Below are 18,801 nucleotides of genomic sequence, written 5' to 3' on the forward strand. Positions count from 1 at the left end.
ACCTCTACGTTGACAATAACAATTGAAAAACTAGATATCAACCTATTAACTGTTTAATTGATATTGGATGGCTTCTGCTAGCTGAACTACAGTAGGTTTCTCAAACAGGTAGATCAACGGCAGTTCGACTTGCAAATTTGACTGTAGTTTGCATATAACTTCAAGAGTTTGAGAAGAATGTCCTCCCAGTTCAAAAAAGTTATCTTGAGTGCTAATCTGCTCTAGTCCTAAAATTTCTTTCCAGAGAGTTAACACAACTTCTTCGATAGGATTTTGTGGAGTAAGAAAGTCCTTCGATATTGGGAGTGCAACAGTTTGAGTGGGCAAACTTGGTGGTTCAGATATTAAGATAAGTTCAGCCAGACGTTGGTTATAATTGGTCGTTATTTTTTCCAGCAAGGTCTGAAAATTCTCGACCATCTGGGTAATAGTGGCAGGTTCAAATAAATTGGTTCTGTATACGAGCAAACCTTCAATACCTGTTGATGTTTCTTCGAGTGTTAACTCTAAATCAAACTCTGCGGTATCCTTTGTATCTCTGGCAATAAACTGCTCCTTCAAAATGAGATTTGAAAATTCTAAATTATCCTCTGGAGTATTTTGAAAGACAAACATTACTTGATTTAGTAATGTGTAACTGGGATCTCTGACTGGCTGGAGTTTTTCTATTAGCTTGATCAGGGGCATTTCTTGATGAGCATAAACACCCAAAGCTACCTCACGCACTCGCCCAAGTAGTTCCCGAAAACTGGGATTTTCTCCTAAGTTGGTACAAAATGGCAGTAAATTGACAAAGAAACCAATCAGTCCCTCAGTTTCTACTCTGGTGCGATTGGCAAGGGCGCTGCTGACAATAATCTCTTCCTGTCTTGTATAAGAGAAGAGTAATGTCTGGAATGCTGCCAACAAGGTCATAAATAAGGTTACGCCTTCCTGTTGACTCAGTACCTTGAGCGCATCGGTTAATTTTTTGGAGAGAACTACCGATTGACCTGCACTTTTAAAGGTTCGCGCTGGTGGGCGGGGATAATCAGTTGGTAGCTGCAATATCGGTGGACTAATACCTAAGTGCTTTTGCCAAAACTGAAGCTGAGATTCTAAAACTTCTCCTTGTAACCACTGCCTCTGCCATTGAGCAAAGTCGGTGTATTTGATCGGTAACTCAGTCAGAGGAGACGGCTTACCTTCACAGAAGGCTTCGTAAAGGGCTGCCAGTTCTTGGGTTAGGACACTAAAAGACCAACCATCAGCTACAATATGGTGTGTGACAGCAACGAACAAATACTCATGTTCGTCTAAGCGCCAAAGCTTGCTTCGCAATAAAGGGCCTCGTGCCAAATTGAAAGGATGCTTAATTTCCTTTTCAGCCTCTTGTATGGCTTGAGTTTCGCGTTCAGTTGCGGGGAGGTGTCGGAGATCAATTACGGAAAAGTCAAAGACAGGCTCGTTGACAACAGCATAAACGACTTGTCCATTTTTTACCTGAAAAGTCGATCGCAATGTCTCATGTCGCCAGACAATTTCCCTTAAACTCTCTGATAATGCTTTCTCGTTAAGCGCACCTGTGATGCGATAAACCAAAGGCAAGTTATAAATGGAACTGTCTGGATAGAATTGGTCAAAAAACCACAACTCTAGCTGTGTTAAAGAAATTGGTATTGGCTCGTCTTGCGAGGGCAACCGTTTTAAAGATAACTCCTGCCGTTCTGGTGCGCTCGCTGTGGCGATTTTTTGGGCTAAAGGTGCGATCGCAGGAGACTCAAACAAACTCAAAAGGGGTAACTCTATCCCAAACGCTTTACGCGTTAAAGCAATAACCTGAGTTGCCAGTAAAGAATGTCCCCCCAAATCAAAGAAGTTGTCATAAATGCCAACTTGTTCTAACCCTAAAACATCTCTCCAAATACCAGCCAAAATTTCTTCGGTGGGAGTACGCGGCTCAACAAAAGTCTGACTTAACTCCGGTCGGCTGGTTGTCGGTTCTGGTAGAGCGCGACGGTTTACCTTACCATTGGGTGTTAAGGGGAACGATTCCATTTCTACAAAAGTCGATGGAATCATATAATCTGGCAGTTGCTCAGTCAAAAAAGTCCGTAGTTGTTCGACTGTTACTGACTCTCCCGAAATTGGGACAAAGTAAGCAACTAAATATTTTTCCCTGGCACTCTCCCCGTGCACTTTCGCTACTGCTTGGTTAATTTGAGGATGCCTGCTCAGAACGGCTTCAACTTCTCCAAGTTCAACACGAAAGCCCCGGACTTTTACCAAATCATCTATCCGTCCCAGAAACTCGATATTCCCATCTGGTAAGTATTGAGCTAAGTCACCAGTTTTATAGAGGCGCGAGTTAGCATCGTTACTAAAAGGATTTGGGAGAAATTTTTGATTGGTCAAATCTGCACGGTTGAGGTAGCCATGAGCCAAACCATCACCACTCACGTAGAGTTCCCCAGGCACACCAATCGGCACGGGTTGGAAATTGCCGTCTAACAGATAAACTTGCACATTGACAGCAGCTTTACCAATCGGCGGATAAATCGGCCATTCATCTGGCTTTTGGCTAAAAGTATAAGCTGTAACTAAGTCTGCTTCCGTAGGGCCATAGAAATTGTAGAGTGTACAATTTTCCAGACGCTTAAACAGCTTAATCATCGGCTGAGTAATTTGGAGTTGTTCGCCACAAGCGATCGCTTCTTGAATATTGTTAAATAAATGTTCTTGATCTCCGTATATTTTTGCTAATTGCTGCCAAAGGCTAACTGGCAGAAAAACTTTCCCAACGGGGTTGTTAGCAAGTAAGTGAATTAACTTATCTAAATCTTTGCGATCGCATTCAGGAATGATATACAGCGTCCCTCCGAAGCCCCACGCCACGGATATTTCGTGATAGCTGACATCAAAACTGAGGGAGGCAAACTGAAGCACACCAATACCTGTGGCCATTTTTGCCTGATGGTGTTCTATTAAATTAGTGAGCGATCGATGGGGAACAATTGTACCTTTAGGAGTGCCGGTAGAGCCAGAGGTATATATAATGTAGGCTAAATTATCAGCTGCTACTTCAACTTGTGGATTGTTCTCAGATTCTTTGGCGATTTCGTCCCCATCTTCATCTAACACAATCAGACGATGAGCAAAGTTGCCATCAAGTAATGACTTGCAACGTGTTTGAGTTAAGATGACTGGTGCTTGAGAATCGTTGAGCATGAAGGCTAAACGTTCTGGCGGATAGGTAGGATCGAGGGGAACGCAAACTCCCCCAGCCTTGAGAGTTCCTAAGATGGCGATCATCGCGGCTAGCGTTCGCTCTACACAAATACCCACTGGGACATCTGGTTTCACACCCAAGCGTTGCAAGTAGCGGGCAATTTTATTGGCTTGCTGATTCAACTCTTCATAAGTCAATTGTTGGTTGTCATATACCACCGCCAAGGCTTGGGGTGTTTTTTTTACTTGCTCCTCAAATAACTGATGGATGCAACGATTGATGGGATGCGCTGCTGAGGTAGCATTCCACTGGACTAAAAGTAAATCTTGCTCTGCTGGAGTTAGTAACGATAACTCTCCTGGGGTGCGATGAGGATTGACGGTAATTCCTTCCAACAGAGTTAGGAAATGACCAGCCATGCGATCGATAATCTTTGCATCAAAGCGATCACGATCGTAGTAAATTTTTACAGTCATTTCCTCGCCAGGAATTGCCAGCAGTGTGAGAGGATAATTAGTTTGTCCCCTGTCTTGTAGCTCCCTGATGCTCAAGTTTCCAGGAAGTTGCTGCAACGTTACATTTACAGGATAGTTTTCAAATACAACAAGGCTTTCAAACAAAAGTTGAGTACGAGGAATTTTACTTACGCCTTGAATATCTACGAGTGGGGTGTATGAATACTGCTCCCGTTCTATATATTCTTGTTGCAACAACCGCAACCAGGTTAACAAATCGGTTGTATCAGTGATTTTTACCCGTGCTGGCAGAGTATTAATGAACAACCCCACCATCGACTCCACACCAGATAAAGCAGGAGGCCGACCAGATACAGTAGTGCCAAAAACCACGTCAGACTCGCCACTGTAGCGACTTAGTAACAACCCCCAAGCAGCTTGTACTAAGGTGGCAAGTGTCAGATGATGTTGTTGGGCAAAAGATTTTAAGGTAGTTGTCGTCTCAGCTGATAAATGTTGCGATCGCACTTCAATATTTTGTTGTTGGTGAGAACTCTGTCCAATTGCTCGCTCAACTATCAAAGGCGTAGGTACAGTAAAACCCTCAAGATTTTTTTGCCAAAACGCCTTTGCACCAGTCAAATCTTGCTGCTGCAACCAGTTAATATAATCCCGGTAAGGGCGACTGGAGGCTATATATAACTGTTGACCATTTTGAATTGACTCATATAAAGCAAACAATTCTTTAACAATAATCGGCCAACTCCAACCATCAACTAATAAATGATGAAAGCTCCAAACAAACTCATAAGTTTCATCAGCTACTCGAATTAAGGCAAAGCGCATTAATGGAGCTTTGTCAAGTTCAAAACCTTGTTTTCTATCTGAGTCTAAGAAAGAATTGAGACGTATTTCTTGCTCCTGCTGAGGAAACATCCGCCAGTCTAAATTAGACCAAGGCAAATTCACTGCTTTTCGCACCACCTGAACTGATTGTTTGCGATTCTTCCAAACAAAAAGAGTCCGCAAAGCTGAATGTCGCTCTACCAAAAGCTGCCAAGTTTGTTTAAATATACCTGGATCTAAATTGCCATGCAGAGTTAATTGAAACTGTTCAAAATAGATTGTTGATTCTGGCTCATAGAGAGTATGAAAGAGTATTCCCTGCTGCGTAGGCGAAAGGGGATAGATAGACTCAATATCTTTACTATTACTTTGTTTTTGTGCAACTATCATTGTTTTATCTCTTTAAAAAAGAGGGCATCTCCAATAACTTATAAAATATTCTCTTTCTTTGCTTTGTGTACTTTGCGTACTTGGCGGTTCCTTAAAAAAAGTAATTATCACAAATCAAATAAAACCTATAAATTTAAAACTTACCAAATCCCTTAAAAAGCAGATGTTGACAATCCGCCATCTACTGGAATACTAACACCCGTAATATAGCTAGCACATTCTGAGGCTAAAAAAGCAACCAAATTAGCAACTTCACTAGATAAACCACGACGACCAAGAGGAATCATCTTATTCGTTCCTTCGATGATTGAATCAACTGTCCGGTCTTCCTGTTGTGCGAATATTTCTAAGTATTCTCTATGCCTTGGAGTATCGATCAAGCCAGGATTGACACAGGTAACTAAAACATTCCACTTAGCAACTTGCGTCGCAACAGTTTTAGTAAAGTTAATTAATGCAGCATTTGCCACACCCGATTTAACCAGACGACTAGAAGGTTCTTTTCCTGATGTTCCAACAATATTTATAACGCGCCCCCATTGCTGATTTTTCATCGTCGGTAGCACTAAATTAGTCATGCGAATATAACCCATTAACTTGCCTTCAAAGACAGTTGACCAATCTTCATCAGATAGATTTTCTACTGGTTCATTAGAAAATGTAGCCCCTTCTGAATTATTGACCAAGATATCAATTTTGCCAAATTGAGTGAGAGCTTCTTCAACTAATTTTTGAGAATCACTTGAATTTTGAACATCAGCACAAATAGGAATAAGTTTTAATTGTGAATCAACCAAACTTTGATAAGCTTGTTCTAATCGTTCGGAATTTCTTCCACAAATTATTAACTGACAACCTTCTGATGCTAGCTTTTGGACAACGCTATAACCTATGCCAGCACTTGCTCCTGTCACTAAAGCTACTTTTTTCGTTAATCCTAAATCCATGATGAATATTCCTTTAGGAAGCAGTGAATGCTGTATTATACAAAGTATCTTTGGCAGATAAAACAGAGCGATTTTTAATCAAAATTTCAATTAAAGATACTATTTCGTCAGAAAAATTATATCCTCCATAAAAAACATCAGTAGGAGCATAATAAACACTACCATATTCTAACTTTTGCTGTTGCTCTGCTACTGCGATCGCCAATTTACCATTCAGGACTATTCCCATTGTTTCACTAGCAGATTGGCGAATTGGTATTATCCCTTTTGGAGGAATTTTGGTAATGAAAATATCAAACCATGGACCAACTACAGATTGACAATCGAAACCTGTAAATTTATATTGAGTGGGTAAGACTTCTAAAATAGCTTCCTCAGCTTCTTTAGAATTAGTGATGCGTTTCACATCAAATGCTAGTGCTGTTTCCTGAAAAGGGTTTATGGAACCATGAAGAACATTGGAGCCAGCCACATAAACTTGCTTCAGGGGTTCGAGAATTTCTTTAGTACCATTAATGTTTATTTCCAAACGTCCGGCAATTTGCATTCCAATTTGACTTTCAGGATGTCGATGCAATTCAAAAGTAGCCCCTGGTGGAATAGAAGCTAATTGAACAACTGTGTCTTGACATTGAAATGCTATTAACTCTACATCAGAATTAATTTTTATGGTTTTTGGCTGAGGAAAATATTTAGACATGGTTCTCTGCTTTTTTTTTGTGAAAAATTGACCAACTCATCTCGATGTTTCCATAGATGGAAATAAATTCTAAATCGTAGGCTTTAACAGCATTCTCATTAGTAATAGCGAAGTCGGCTAAACCCTCCATTACCTGAATTGCTGAATCGCTGGTAGAAGGAGACAAATCTACTTGTATTTGTGTTTGATCTTGATAATCTGGCAATAGTTGTGTTAACAGAGGTAGAGGAGCAGGATGGGTAACAATTCTAGAGCCATTGAAAACTACCTCTGTATTTTTTTTCTTAGCCAATCCATAAACTGGAGTAGGATATATAAAAATAAAGCCTAGATCGATACTTGGCTCCATGTAAAACTCATTAATTCTATCGTAAGCATGAGGAACTAAAGCCAAATCTACCTTGTCTTGCAGCAAAGCTTCTTTAACATCTATAAAACTATCAAACAACTGAGTTGATACACTAAATTCTTCGGAGAGCAGATGATTGGTTATATGCTTGGCAGCGTAGTCACTACTAGTAGCCGTAGGCCCCAAAGTACCTATAACTAAATTTTTTGAAGGAGGGATACGGGGTTGAAATTCAATCTGAAATTCCAGCATAGTTTTTTCTAAGTAATCATCATGATATTTTTTTCTGGCAAGTCATTGATAGCTTGGTTATAGATAGCCTCCTAAAATTTAGTTTGTTTGCAGAAAACTTTGTTAAAAGAGAAACTGTGTTTCTAGATGTGGACGACTTTATTTAATTAATTTCTGCTAGTAGTTCGTCCAAAGCTTCTTGGCTAAATTTAACTTCCGGGAAATCAGAGGGAGTATAGCCACCTGCTTCAGGGGATAAGCAGTGGGTAATAATAGTTTCTAAAGCTTCTATATATTCATTAGCCAGATTTTCTACAGTGGCCCAGCTATGGAAATGCTCGCTATATTGCCACTCTAATTTCAGCCTCCCTTCAACAACTAATCCATTTACAGTTAACAAATGGCGGCGCTGTCCTTTGGGGCTGTGAATGGAACCGCTAGACTCTTGGGCATATTTCCATCCCAGGGTTGCTAATTGTGTTTGATCGAATTGACCAAAGTAGTTAAAGCTTACCTCAGCTTGGGGGAGGGCTTCTAATTGATGGCGTTCTGCGCTTGGCAGCAGCGCTTCTCTACGAGACACTCCGCGATCGCTCTCATCCGGGCTAAGATAGCGCAAGATGCCATAATCAATACCCCGGTTGGGAATCCGTCGCAGTTGCTCTTTTACCGACTTGAGAACCTCTCCGGGATCGTTGCGATCCTCAAGTTTTAACAGAACGGGGAATATACTAGTAAACCAGCCTACCGTGCGGGACAAATCCACATCCTCAAACAAGTCCTCTCGTCCATGACCTTCTAAGTCAATCAGTAGGGAGTGAGAACCCGTCCAATGAGTGAATGTCTGCACCAACGCTGTCAACAGCACGTCGTTAATTTGGGTGTTGTAGGCTCCAGGGACATCCTGTAACAAAGCGCGAGTCTGTTCTACACTCAGGTATACAGATACAATCCGACTAGAAGCGACAGTGTTATCTTGGGCAACAGCACCATAATTTAACGGTAAAGGAGCAATTGGGAACCGCATTGAGTCCAGCCAATAATTTAGCTGTGAGTGGAGTTCTTGACTGCGGGCATAATTCTGCAATCGCATTGCCCAATCTTTAAAGGAAGTTGTTTTTGCAGGTAGTTGGATACTTTTGCCAACTTCTAATTGTTTGTATGCTTTAGATAAGTCTTCTAGCAAAATCCGCCACGAAATCCCATCGACAGCCAAGTGATGGATGATAATGAGTAAACGTCCGGGAGAATTGCCTAAGTTAAACAGAACAACCCGCATCAGCGGCCCATCTGCTAAGTTCAGCGTTCTTTGTGCTTCCTCTGCCCTCTGTGCAATCGCCTTTAACTGTTCTGCTGGGGGCAAATATGATAAATCTGCAATACCCAACAATACTTCATCGCTGGCATCGCTGTTGTACTGCTGCCATTGCCCCTCCTGCTGCACAAACCGCAGGCGTAAAGCATCGTGATGGCGTAGTAACTTTTGTAGTGCCTGCTCTAATAATTCCGGTTGCAAATTTGCAGGAACTTCTAGCAGGAAGGATTGGTTAAAGTGATCGGGTTCCGGCAGATTTTGCTCAAAGAGCCAGTGCGAAATTGGTGTTAAAGGGACAAGCCCTGTAACTAAACCTTGTTCTGATTTAACCGAATTAATTATACCAGCAACAGCAGCTAATTCAGCAATTGTTTGGTGTTGAAATAATTGTTTGGGAGTAAGCTTTAGTCCAGATTGATTAGCTTTAGCGATAATTTGCATACTAATAATAGAATCTCCGCCCAATTCAAAGAAATTGTCGTGGATACCAACTTTTTTTAGGACTAAAACATCCTGCCAAATTTTTGCTAAGACTTCTTGAGTGTGGGTGTGCGGGGAGACAAAGCCAGTAGATTCATCAAACTCGAACTCCGGTACTGGTAATGCCCGACGGTCTACCTTGCCGTTGGGAGTAATCGGCAAAACTTCTAGAATTGTGAAGGATGCGGGAACCATGTAACTGGGGAGCTTTGACTTGAGAAACTGGCGTAGCTCATTACTGGTAGGCTGTGTCAATTCTGGGATGATATATGCTGCCAAACTCTTTACACCGCGTATATCTTCTCTGGCGATCGCCACAGCATCGCGTACCTGGGGGTGTTGAGTCAAAATAGCCTCAATTTCGGAAAGTTCAATGCGGAAGCCGCGAATCTTAACTTGGTTATCAATCCGGCCCAAGAATTCTATATTGCCATCGGCTTGGTAGCGAACCAAATCGCCTGTCTTATACAAGCGATCGCAATTAGTGGATTGGTCTTCTGTTTCCCCTTTGAAAGCTGCTCCCTGCCCCCTGCTTCTTTTAAAAGGATTACGAATGAAGCGTTCTACTGTCAGGTCGGGACGATGGAGATAGCCCCGTGCCAAGCTTTCACCACTGATGTACAATTCTCCAGTTACACCAATGGGTACAGGCTGTAATCGGGAATCCAGTACATAAACTTGGGTATTTGCGATCGCCCGCCCGATCGCAGGTGATAAACAGGCTTGTTGTCTTTTCGGAACAGTCCCAGAGGTTGTAACTACAGTATTTTCTGTTGGCCCGTAATTATTCACCACCTCAAAGGGATGGGAAGTCGAAGGATATTGATGAAGTTGATCTCCGCCTGTGAGCAAAGTTCGCAAAGCAGCATTCGGTGGCCAATTTAATGACAGCATTTTCTCGGCTATTGGCGTTGGTAAGAAGCTAATGGTGATTGCCTTTGATAACATCCAGTCTCGCAATTGCTCAGGGTAAAGCCGGGTTTCATCATCGGGAAAGTGAATGCTAGCTCCCGTTGTCAGATAAGGCCAGATTTCCCAACCACAAGCGTCAAACGCTACTCCAGCAACTTGTGTTACTCGGTCAAGGGACGACACTGCAAAAGCTTGTTGATGCCAAAAGACGAGATTTAACAATCCTTGATGTTCAATTTGAACTCCTTTCGGTCTGCCGGTGGAGCCAGAGGTGTAAATCACATAAGCTAGATTGCCAGTTGTCGCTGTGTGAGGTAAATTCTCTTTGCTGGTGCTGAAGTTTGCTCTGTTGCTATCCAGACAAACCACCTGCGCTTGATGTGGCGGTAGCCTTGGAACCAAATTTTCCTGGGTCAACAGCACCGATACCTGAGCATCTTCTAGCATGAAGGCCAAACGCTCTTGGGGATATGCGGGGTCAAGGGGTACATAAGCCCCACCAGCCTTGAGAATGCCCAGCAATCCTACTAGCATTAGAGGAGAACGCTCGACGCAAATTCCCACTAATACCTCTGCACCTACACCTAAAGTTTGCAGATAATGCGCCAACTGATTTGCGCGATCGTTCAACTGTTGGTATGTAAGGGACTTATCCTCATAGATCACAGCCACTGCATTTGGTGTTTTTTCTACTTGCTCTTCAAACAACTCATGGATGCATTTGCTCTTAGGATAAGGCGTATAAGTATCATTCCATTCCACTAGCAACTGATGCCGCTCTTGCTGATTCAACAGTGGTAATTCACCAATGGGTTGATTCGGATTAACAATAATCGCTGCTAACAAAGTCTGGAAATGACTTGTCATCCTCGCAATCGTATCTGGCTCAAATAGGTCGTTGTTATATTCCCACGAACCCATCAGCCCCTCTTTTGTGTCCCAAACTGCTAAGGTCAAATCAAATTGAGATGTTCCACGTTCTATAAATTGAGGAGTCATGGTCACATCAGGTAATTCTAATGTATCCAACAAGAAATTCTCTAAGACAAACACCACTTGGAATAGGGGATTGTAGCTGAGAGAACGTTCTGGTTGCAACGCTTCTACCACTTGTTCAAAGGGGACATCTTGGTGAGTGTAAGCGGATGTTGCAACTTGTCGCACTTGAGAGAGAAACTCACTAAAACTCGGATTTCCCTCGATTTGGTGACGCAGTACCAATGTATTGACGAAAAAGCCAATCAATGATTCTATTTCTTTGCGGTTGCGATTGGCAATGGGGCTACCAATGCAGATATCATCTTGACCACTGTAGCGAAACATTAAAACGACGAAAGCTGCCAGTAGTGTATGGAATAAGGTAGCTCCTGACTGTTGGCTGAAGATTTTGATTTGCTCGCTCAAATTCCGGTCAATTTGAAATTCCTGGGTAGCACCACAGAAAGTCTGAACGGCGGGACGTGGTTTGTCTGTGGGTAGTTCTAATAAGGGTGTAGCACCAGCTAACTGTTGCTTCCAGTAATTGAGTTGGTGTTTTTGAATTTCTTCGGTTAACCATTGTCGCTGCCAAACTGCAAAATTAGCATACTGGATAGGCAACTCAGGGAGGAGCAAAGGGGAATTAAGAGTAAAAGCTCGGTAGAGAAGAGACAACTCTTGGATAAATATCCCCATTGACCAGCCATCCGTGATGATATGGTGCATAATCAACACCAGCAGATGGGATTCTGACCCCAGCCGCAGTAAAGTGACCCGCAACAAAGGGCCATTATTCAAATCAAAAGGTTGGCGAGCTTCCTTTGTGACAATCTGTTGTACTTCTGATTCTTTTAAACCTTGCAAATCCAGAACTGGTATTGCCAACGCCAAGCTAGGAGAAATTACCTGCAAGGGTTTTCCATCTACTGCTGGAAATGTTGTCCGTAAAATCTCGTGGCGTTGAATGATTTCGTTGATACTTTGCCCAAGAACTGCAACGTTGAGTACGCCTTGAACGCGCAGCTGGAAACCCTCGTTATAAAATGGGCTTTGGCTCTCTAATTGATAGAGAAACCACATCCTCTGTTGGGCAAAGGATAAAGGCAACTCTCCAGAACGCTCTATAAATGGTATTGGCTCAAAGGAGGAATCTGTTGCACTCTTAGCTTCTTCTAGAAAAGCCAGGATTTCTGATTTGCGCCCTAGCAGTTTGTTTTTGAGGTCTGAGTTCATTACTCCCTTGGGAGCGCGATAGTTTAACTGATCGCCTTCCAGCCAAATTTTTATGCCTAAACTATTTAAATAAGATACAAATTCTATTATTGTCATTTATAATACCCCTCCCTCATATTCTTTTTCTGCGTCATCCATAGCTACATTCCACTTAGTGACAACAGTTTGTAGCGCCTCAAAGCTTTCTCCCAAACCAGCTACAGTCGGGGATGCAAAAAAACGATTGGGCGACAATTCAACAGAAAAAGCCTCGCGCAACCGAGAAATGACTTGGAAGGCTAGCAAAGAATTTCCTCCTAGTTGAAAGAAGTTGTCGTGAATACCGATTTGGGGTATTTTTAAAACTTCTTGCCAGGTTTGAGCTATTTGTCGTTCCATTTCGTTTCGGGGAGCGATCGCTCTACTAGTCATCCCTCTAGCCAGTAAATCTCGATTGATTTCACCACTAGCGGTGAGAGGCATTTGTGATAGTTGCACGAAGTCACAGTTAACGGTTGTTGTGAAGCGATCGCACACTGTAAAATCTGATAACTCCGGGACAGTAGAACCGTTATTTGTAGTGAAATAGGCAGTTAATTTCTGTAACCCTGGAAACTCAGAGGTAAAACGCCGAATTTTGGGATTGCTGCCATCTAAACCGACTATCAGCTGTGCTTGGTCATAATATAAACCAGTCAAAAAGGAATATAACCCTTGTTGCAGGCTCATTTCATAATAGCCTTGAGCATGGGTGATTTCTTGCCTCTGATAACCTTTGTTGATCCCTGTGTCACGCCAAATTGTCCAAGCAAAGCAATAGCTCTGCAACCCACCAGCAGAGCGCTGGTATTGATTAAAACTTTCCAAAAAGTTGTTAGCAGCAGCATAAGCAGAAATGGTGGCTCCACCAAAGAAACTCGCTAAAGACGAAAAGCTAATGAAAACCCCCTGCCCTTGCTTGTTCAACACCTGATGCAGTACCCAAGCACCTAACACTTTAGGACGTAAAATTGCAGCTAAACTCTGTGATGTTTCATCCACTAACATTTGTTCGTGATAAGTTCCCGCTAGATGAATCACCCCATCCAGCTGACTTCCCCAGTTAGCCTTTGCTTTTTCCACTACTTGTTGAACAGCTTGAAACTCGCAGATATCTACTGTCTGATAAACCACCGCTCCAAGCTGCTTTAATTCTTGATAAGCTTTAATCATGTCTGACATTGTTGCAGAGTTATTGGATGCAACATCTGTGGTTGATAGAGGAGTACGACCTACTAATAATAATTTGGTATTAAAAAACTTAATCAGATATTTAGCAATTTCAACTGCAACACCCCCAAGGCCGCCACTTATCAGATACATTCCCCCTGATTTCAAGGGAAGTTCTTGCTTTGGTTTGCCTTGCAGATTAACTTTTTCTAAACCTGCAACAAAACGCTGTCCGTTGCGGTAAGCTACCTCTTGATCTTTTGATAAAACCTGGAGTTCTTGTAAAAGATAGTTTCCATCCACCTGTATCGAATTTGGTGTCAAATCGATGTGACGACAATTTAACCAAGGTATTTCCTGGGGAATACTTTTAATTACACCGAGAACTGGAGATTTTTCATAAGCTATCTTGTCTGTTGTTTGTGTAGACTGGGTGTAGCTAGAAACAAACAATAACTGTATATCTTGAATCTGAGTTTTTGCTAGGCATTGGACAAGAAACAATAAACTATAAATTCCCTGCTCTTGGGCTTTTTCAAGAGCTTCTATGCTTTTGATTTCCCCGCTATACTCCTGATAATTCCACAGATGGATAATCTGACCGATAGTCAGGTTATCTGCCTTTATGGTCTCAAGTAATAGCTGATAATGGTCTGCGTTGCCAGGAGTTAAACAGAAGTGACTGAGACTTTTTTTAGCAAAACTATAACCGGGTGAGACACACACATAAAGTAGGTTTTGCTGTTCCAGTTGCTGACAAATAAATGTCCCTAATCCTAACTCGTCAAGGAATACTATAGTCAGACCACTTGGGGATAAAGTCTTCAAAACCTTGGCTTGCTTACCTCGCCAGACTTTTTGGTAGAACCAATCAGGAATAGTGTTGGTATTGCCTAGTAAGATGTCGAATTGCTTGAGAATTAAGTTAAACTCACCTGCATGAAAGCGATCGCGAAGTTGCGATCGCTGGATTTTACCAATCACGGTTTTGGGAATATCTTCTTTAGCTAATAAAATTAAATAATCAGGATTTAAGCCGATTTTATTCACCACTGTCTGCCGAATTTTCTTCAGTAGCTCTAACAGTTTTGGTTCTTCTGTAATCGGCGAACTAAAGAAGATGGCTAGTTTCTCTGTTGCACCATCAGCATTACAGACTGCACAAGCGGCGGTGTAGGAAACTTCAATTTCTGTAATTTCTTCAACTATTGCTTCAATTTCATGACTATAGTAGTTAGCTCCATTGATGATGATAGTTTCTTTTGCGCGACCAGTAACCACCAATTGTCTGTTAGCAATAAATCCTAAATCTCCAGTATCAAACCAGCCATATTTTAAAAAGGATTGACTATTGGCATCGTGGTTGTTGTAATATCCGGGAGAAACTGCATCACCTTTGACTTGCAAATGCCCTATGGTGTCTTCTCTTAATATAGAGTTTTGCTCGTCTACTATGCGAATGATAATTCCTGGAATGACTGAGCCTAAATCGGTAAAAACATGATGATTTGGATAGTCTATTTCTACTCGCTTAATAGTACCTTGAAATATAGATTTTTCTACTTTGTGAAACAACAAAGGTGCTTCCTTAATCGGCTGATAATATGTAATCCCCGAACCCATCTCTGCCATCCCAAAAGCTGGTCTAATTGCCGTTGCTTTGAGTCCATAAACAACTAAATTTTCTCGAAAATCCTCCACAGCTTTACTAGATACTGCTTCGCCAGCTGTAAGTAGGAATTTCACGCACGATAAGTTCCAAGTCTGTTCTGGTTCTTGTTTGAGGGAGTCATTAACTATTGCATAGGCAAAGTTAGGGGCCCAACTATGAGTAATGCGGTATTTATGAATCAAATCCAACCAGTTGAAGATGCGACCCAAGATATATTCTTTTTGTGCATAAACCAGGGTGCAACCCAATACAACACCACGGATATGCCAGTCGGAAATGCTACCAATGTGATCGAACGGCAGCCAATTCAAAATTACATCTTCTCGCTCGTGTTGATTGAGTTGGTTAGCTCCTCTGGTGCGAACAATGAGATTTTTATGAGTCAATTGAACACATTTTGGGATTCCTGTACTGCCAGAAGTGAGGTTGAAAAGAGCTACCTCATCTGGTTGACTATGGTGATATTGTTTGCTGACAGGATTGCATTTTAATACTTCAATTGTGCCTATATTTAGGCGTTCTGTTGGTAGCCATTGCGATAGTAATTCTACTTCTTGTTTGAGAGCTTCCGTAGTTAAGATGACTGGACTATCTAAGAACTGCCAAATATGACAAAGCTTATCCACCACATTGTTTAATTCTCTATAAGTCGGTGGTACTTCCATAATAACGGGTACAAAGCCTCCCAATAGGCAGCCCCAAAAAGCTGGAATAATGTCACAGCTAAGTTCTATCTGCAATATAACTTTGTTTTTTGGCTTGAGTCCCAACTTTCTCAAACCAGTAAGAATTCGCTCTGCAATTTCAAGTAACTTAGCATAAGATTGGCGTAGTTCTGTTCCATCAGGCAACAGGTAAATAATTTCTCCACTTGCAACTTGTTGCGCAGCTTTTTGTAAAACTTCGGGCAAGGTAATAGGTGCATTGCGATCGCTACGGAGAATATCGCCGTGGCTGATGGCCAGTGGCTTCGATTCTGAGAAATGTTGTTGTGTATTTGATTGGGAGTCTTTGGGAAGTGGGGTAAGGTTAGCGCTCGCGTTCTGGTGTTGCCAACCTGGGATCAAATCTGACAAATGAAGTGGGAGAATCTTCTTTCTCAACTCCTGTACCACTACCACTGCCTGTTCAATTTCGTGATGATAATTAAGTTGCTTTTCTACTCGCCCAATTAAACTTTCATCAATAACAGGAATGTTCATCAGAGCCAATTCGTCTACCTCTCCTGTAGCAGTTAAAGGTATCCCTGACACTGGTACTAAAGCTTTTGGTAATAATGCTTCACCGGCTGTTTTAGTGACAATCGGCTCTCCAGCGTTGATTATAAACTTCATTGAGGAGAAATCCCATTTCTGGCGCTCGATATCAAAAGCCTGATACCGTTCGCGCAGCGTTCCGTAGAAAACATCGCCAAGGGCATCGCATATCAGGGAAAAAGCAAAGTTAGGGGCGCAACTAATCGTAGCTTGATGTTTATCAATCAAATCCAGCCACTTGAGCGGATTTTGCACAATTAAGTCAGTGGTTACATGGATTTGTTGGCAACCCAGACTAACAGCCATGATACTGAGAGATACCAATGCATCGACGCGATCCAGAGGCATCCAGTTTAAAACGCTTTCCTGGCTGGAGAAATAGGCCATTGAAACTAAGCGAACCGTCATACTCAATATATTGTGATGATTTAGCATCACACACTTGGGTATACCAGTGCTTCCACAAGTTAACAACAAAATTGCTAAATCCTCTGGCTGACTTTGATGCAATTTGAAATCCGGTTCACACTCACGCAAGTGATCGATAGTTGCAATTTGAAAGTTTTCTAAATTTAAAAGCCGGAAAAAACCATCAATGTTGGGAGCTAAAGAAGCACTCGTCAGTACAATCGGTTTTACCAGCATTTGCCAAGCATTTTGGAGTTTGCTTGCGGTACTGTTGACTGGTTCGTAGCTAGGTGCGATAGACACTGGCACTGGCACAAAGCCCCCTAGCACACAACCCCAAAAAGCACAGATGAAATCTTGATTATCTTCTAGTTGAAAAATTACTTTATCTTGGGGCTTGAGTCCCAGCTTTCTCAACCCCGCTAAAATTCTTTGAGCATCCTGCCATAATTCCCTATAAGACTGAACTTTCTTACTACCATCAGACTGAATGTAGATGATACCTTTAGTTGAATTTTGAGCAGTTCGTTGCAGCACTTCTTGTAAAGTTTTAGAAGCCTCTTTGGAGTATTGCAGAGGTTCGCCGTGACTAATGGCTAGCTTTTTTGACAAAGATGGGTTCTTGTTTTCTATTTTTTGGCTAAATGTGTTCGCTTGTATATTTTGCTGACTATGTTCAGGAGCAATCTTCAAAGATGTTACCGGAGGCATGGCTTGAGTCTCGTCTAGCAAATCCTCCAAATGCACAGGAGGAACACTTCTAACAAACGGTTCAACAACCACTTTAACGCGCTCAATTTCTGACAATGACTCTAATTGCTCCTCTATTCGACGCATTAAGTTAAACTCAATAACTTCTAAATTAGCTAGAGCAGCTTTGTCTAACTGTCCTGTACCTGTTAGAGGGATAGTGGAAACTGGTACAAGTGCTGTAGGCATCAATTCGCTAGGCAGAATTGTTTGCAGGTGAAACAACAATTGTTCTGGTGCAAATAAACCGGATGGAACTACATAGGCTACTAGCTCGTGCTTTCGCTTTTGAGTTTGTCTCTCTATGACTACACAATCATCTACAGTTAAGCTTGATCGGATAGCAACTTCTATTTCCTTATATATAAAATTATTATTACTTGAATTTGCTAAAAATTGGCTATTATTTAACTGCATTAGTTTCTATATCCTTCTTAAATTCCGCTATTTAGGAATGGAAATTAGTGTTAATTAAAACTAAAATCTATATTTAATTTACTATTTTTCTGCAATTGTTCAAATATAGCATAGATAATATCAGCTTTATACAGAAAATGAATAGCAGTTAAAACATTTTCAGTGGACAGTTAAAACATTTTCAGTGGACAGTTAAGACAGTTAAGAAACTTAAACGAAAATTTAAGACAGTTAAGACACTTAAGCGGAAAGTTAAAAATGTTTAAAATTTAATGAATAATAATTACTGGCGGGCGTCGCATAATATAAACTCAATTCCTCAAAAGCTTGCCACAATTGTTTTATAGGAAATACTAAGGGCTTCAAATTAACTTGCGGAATGTGGGTTTTAACTATCTTCTGATTAATTTCTTAAATATCTTAAATTTCCTTGCACACACACTTAATTAATGGTATATATTTAATGGTTAAAATAATAGGACTTACCCAACTAGTAGATTAACTCAAGGTAAAAGTTGTCAAAAGTCCAGAATACAGATTTCTTGACGGTTCAGAATTGACTATTGACCATTGACAACCTCAACTCAACTAGAAATTTACTAAACGTAGCTTTAGTCCTGACAAATTTTCCCAAAGGAAAAATAACAATGTATACAAATACACTCAAAGGCTCAGATATCCAAGTATTGCCATTCTTCGCGCGCTTCTTGCAAGAGCAATCTGTAACTGAAAAGCCAGATACTACTACCCCTCCTCCTCCTCCTCCTTTCACTTTCAAGTTTCCTTCTGATTTGGAAGACCGTTAAGGGGTTGACAACTAAAAAATATTTTACATAGATGTAAGCAGGGTACACAGTGCAGTCGCAACTCCTCTGCCAGTGAGGCTCCTGCATCGTGCTGTGCTAATGCTCACGGGAAACCCTTCCAAGCGGCTCGCTCGACTTGAAGAGCGAGCCGCTTTCAAAGCTTCTCCGACTTGCTTTTTACGCCTAGTCCCCAAACGAAGACCCGGATCCCCTCGTTGTGCTAACTGGCGTCGGAAACCCTTTCGGCAGTTCCTTCTGGG

The 18,801-nt window shown here is 41.5% G+C and carries 7 protein-coding genes; 1 reads left to right on the top strand and 6 read right to left on the bottom strand.

Going from position 1 to position 18,801, the window contains the following annotated elements; genetic code table 11:
• Nucleotides 1-45: 45 nt before the first annotated feature.
• From V7K40_RS31910 to V7K40_RS31935, 6 genes are all read right to left on the bottom strand, one after another.
• Nucleotides 46-4,899, bottom strand: coding sequence for an amino acid adenylation domain-containing protein (locus tag V7K40_RS31910; protein ID WP_334966887.1), 4,854 nt, complete (start codon nucleotides 4,897-4,899; stop codon nucleotides 46-48).
• Nucleotides 4,900-5,051: 152 nt separating this feature from the next.
• Nucleotides 5,052-5,846 (bottom strand): SDR family oxidoreductase, encoded by a 795-nt coding sequence (locus V7K40_RS31915; RefSeq protein WP_334966888.1) that lies wholly within the window; start codon nucleotides 5,844-5,846, stop codon nucleotides 5,052-5,054.
• Nucleotides 5,847-5,859: 13 nt separating this feature from the next.
• On the bottom strand, nucleotides 5,860-6,546 hold the full coding sequence (locus V7K40_RS31920; protein WP_334966889.1) for a cupin domain-containing protein: 687 nt from the start codon (nucleotides 6,544-6,546) through the stop codon (nucleotides 5,860-5,862).
• Nucleotides 6,539-7,147: a LysR family transcriptional regulator gene (locus V7K40_RS31925; RefSeq protein ID WP_334966890.1), complete on the bottom strand. Its 609-nt coding sequence runs from the start codon at nucleotides 7,145-7,147 to the stop codon at nucleotides 6,539-6,541. Before V7K40_RS31925 ends, V7K40_RS31920 begins: the two co-directional genes overlap by 8 nt.
• A gap of 142 nt (nucleotides 7,148-7,289) precedes the next feature.
• Nucleotides 7,290-12,140, bottom strand: a complete 4,851-nt coding sequence (locus V7K40_RS31930; protein WP_334966891.1) for an amino acid adenylation domain-containing protein — start codon at nucleotides 12,138-12,140, stop codon at nucleotides 7,290-7,292.
• On the bottom strand, nucleotides 12,141-17,735 hold the full coding sequence (locus V7K40_RS31935) for an SDR family NAD(P)-dependent oxidoreductase (protein WP_334966892.1): 5,595 nt from the start codon (nucleotides 17,733-17,735) through the stop codon (nucleotides 12,141-12,143).
• Between the two features lie 647 nt (nucleotides 17,736-18,382).
• On the opposite strand from V7K40_RS31935, the gene V7K40_RS31940 reads away from it, so the two are divergent.
• Nucleotides 18,383-18,541 carry a microviridin/marinostatin family tricyclic proteinase inhibitor gene (locus V7K40_RS31940; RefSeq protein ID WP_334966893.1) on the top strand — a complete coding sequence of 53 codons (159 nt, stop codon included), beginning with the start codon at nucleotides 18,383-18,385 and terminating at the stop codon, nucleotides 18,539-18,541.
• The last annotated feature ends 260 nt before the right edge of the window (nucleotides 18,542-18,801 follow it).

This window comes from Nostoc sp. (genome assembly GCF_036917195.1).
Taxonomy (GTDB): domain Bacteria; phylum Cyanobacteriota; class Cyanobacteriia; order Cyanobacteriales; family Nostocaceae; genus Nostoc.

What these genes read in the sequence shown, in the direction of transcription:
- V7K40_RS31920 (WP_334966889.1), bottom strand. Translation starts at nt 6,546, where the DNA reads ATGTCTAAATATTTTCCTCAGCCAAAAACCATAAAAATTAATTCTGAT.
- V7K40_RS31925 (WP_334966890.1), bottom strand. Translation starts at nt 7,147, where the DNA reads ATGCTGGAATTTCAGATTGAATTTCAACCCCGTATCCCTCCTTCAAAA.
- V7K40_RS31915 (WP_334966888.1), bottom strand. Translation starts at nt 5,846, where the DNA reads ATGGATTTAGGATTAACGAAAAAAGTAGCTTTAGTGACAGGAGCAAGT.
- V7K40_RS31940 (WP_334966893.1), top strand. Translation starts at nt 18,383, where the DNA reads ATGTATACAAATACACTCAAAGGCTCAGATATCCAAGTATTGCCATTC.
- V7K40_RS31930 (WP_334966891.1), bottom strand. Translation starts at nt 12,140, where the DNA reads ATGACAATAATAGAATTTGTATCTTATTTAAATAGTTTAGGCATAAAA.
- V7K40_RS31910 (WP_334966887.1), bottom strand. Translation starts at nt 4,899, where the DNA reads ATGATAGTTGCACAAAAACAAAGTAATAGTAAAGATATTGAGTCTATC.
- V7K40_RS31935 (WP_334966892.1), bottom strand. Translation starts at nt 17,735, where the DNA reads ATGCAGTTAAATAATAGCCAATTTTTAGCAAATTCAAGTAATAATAAT.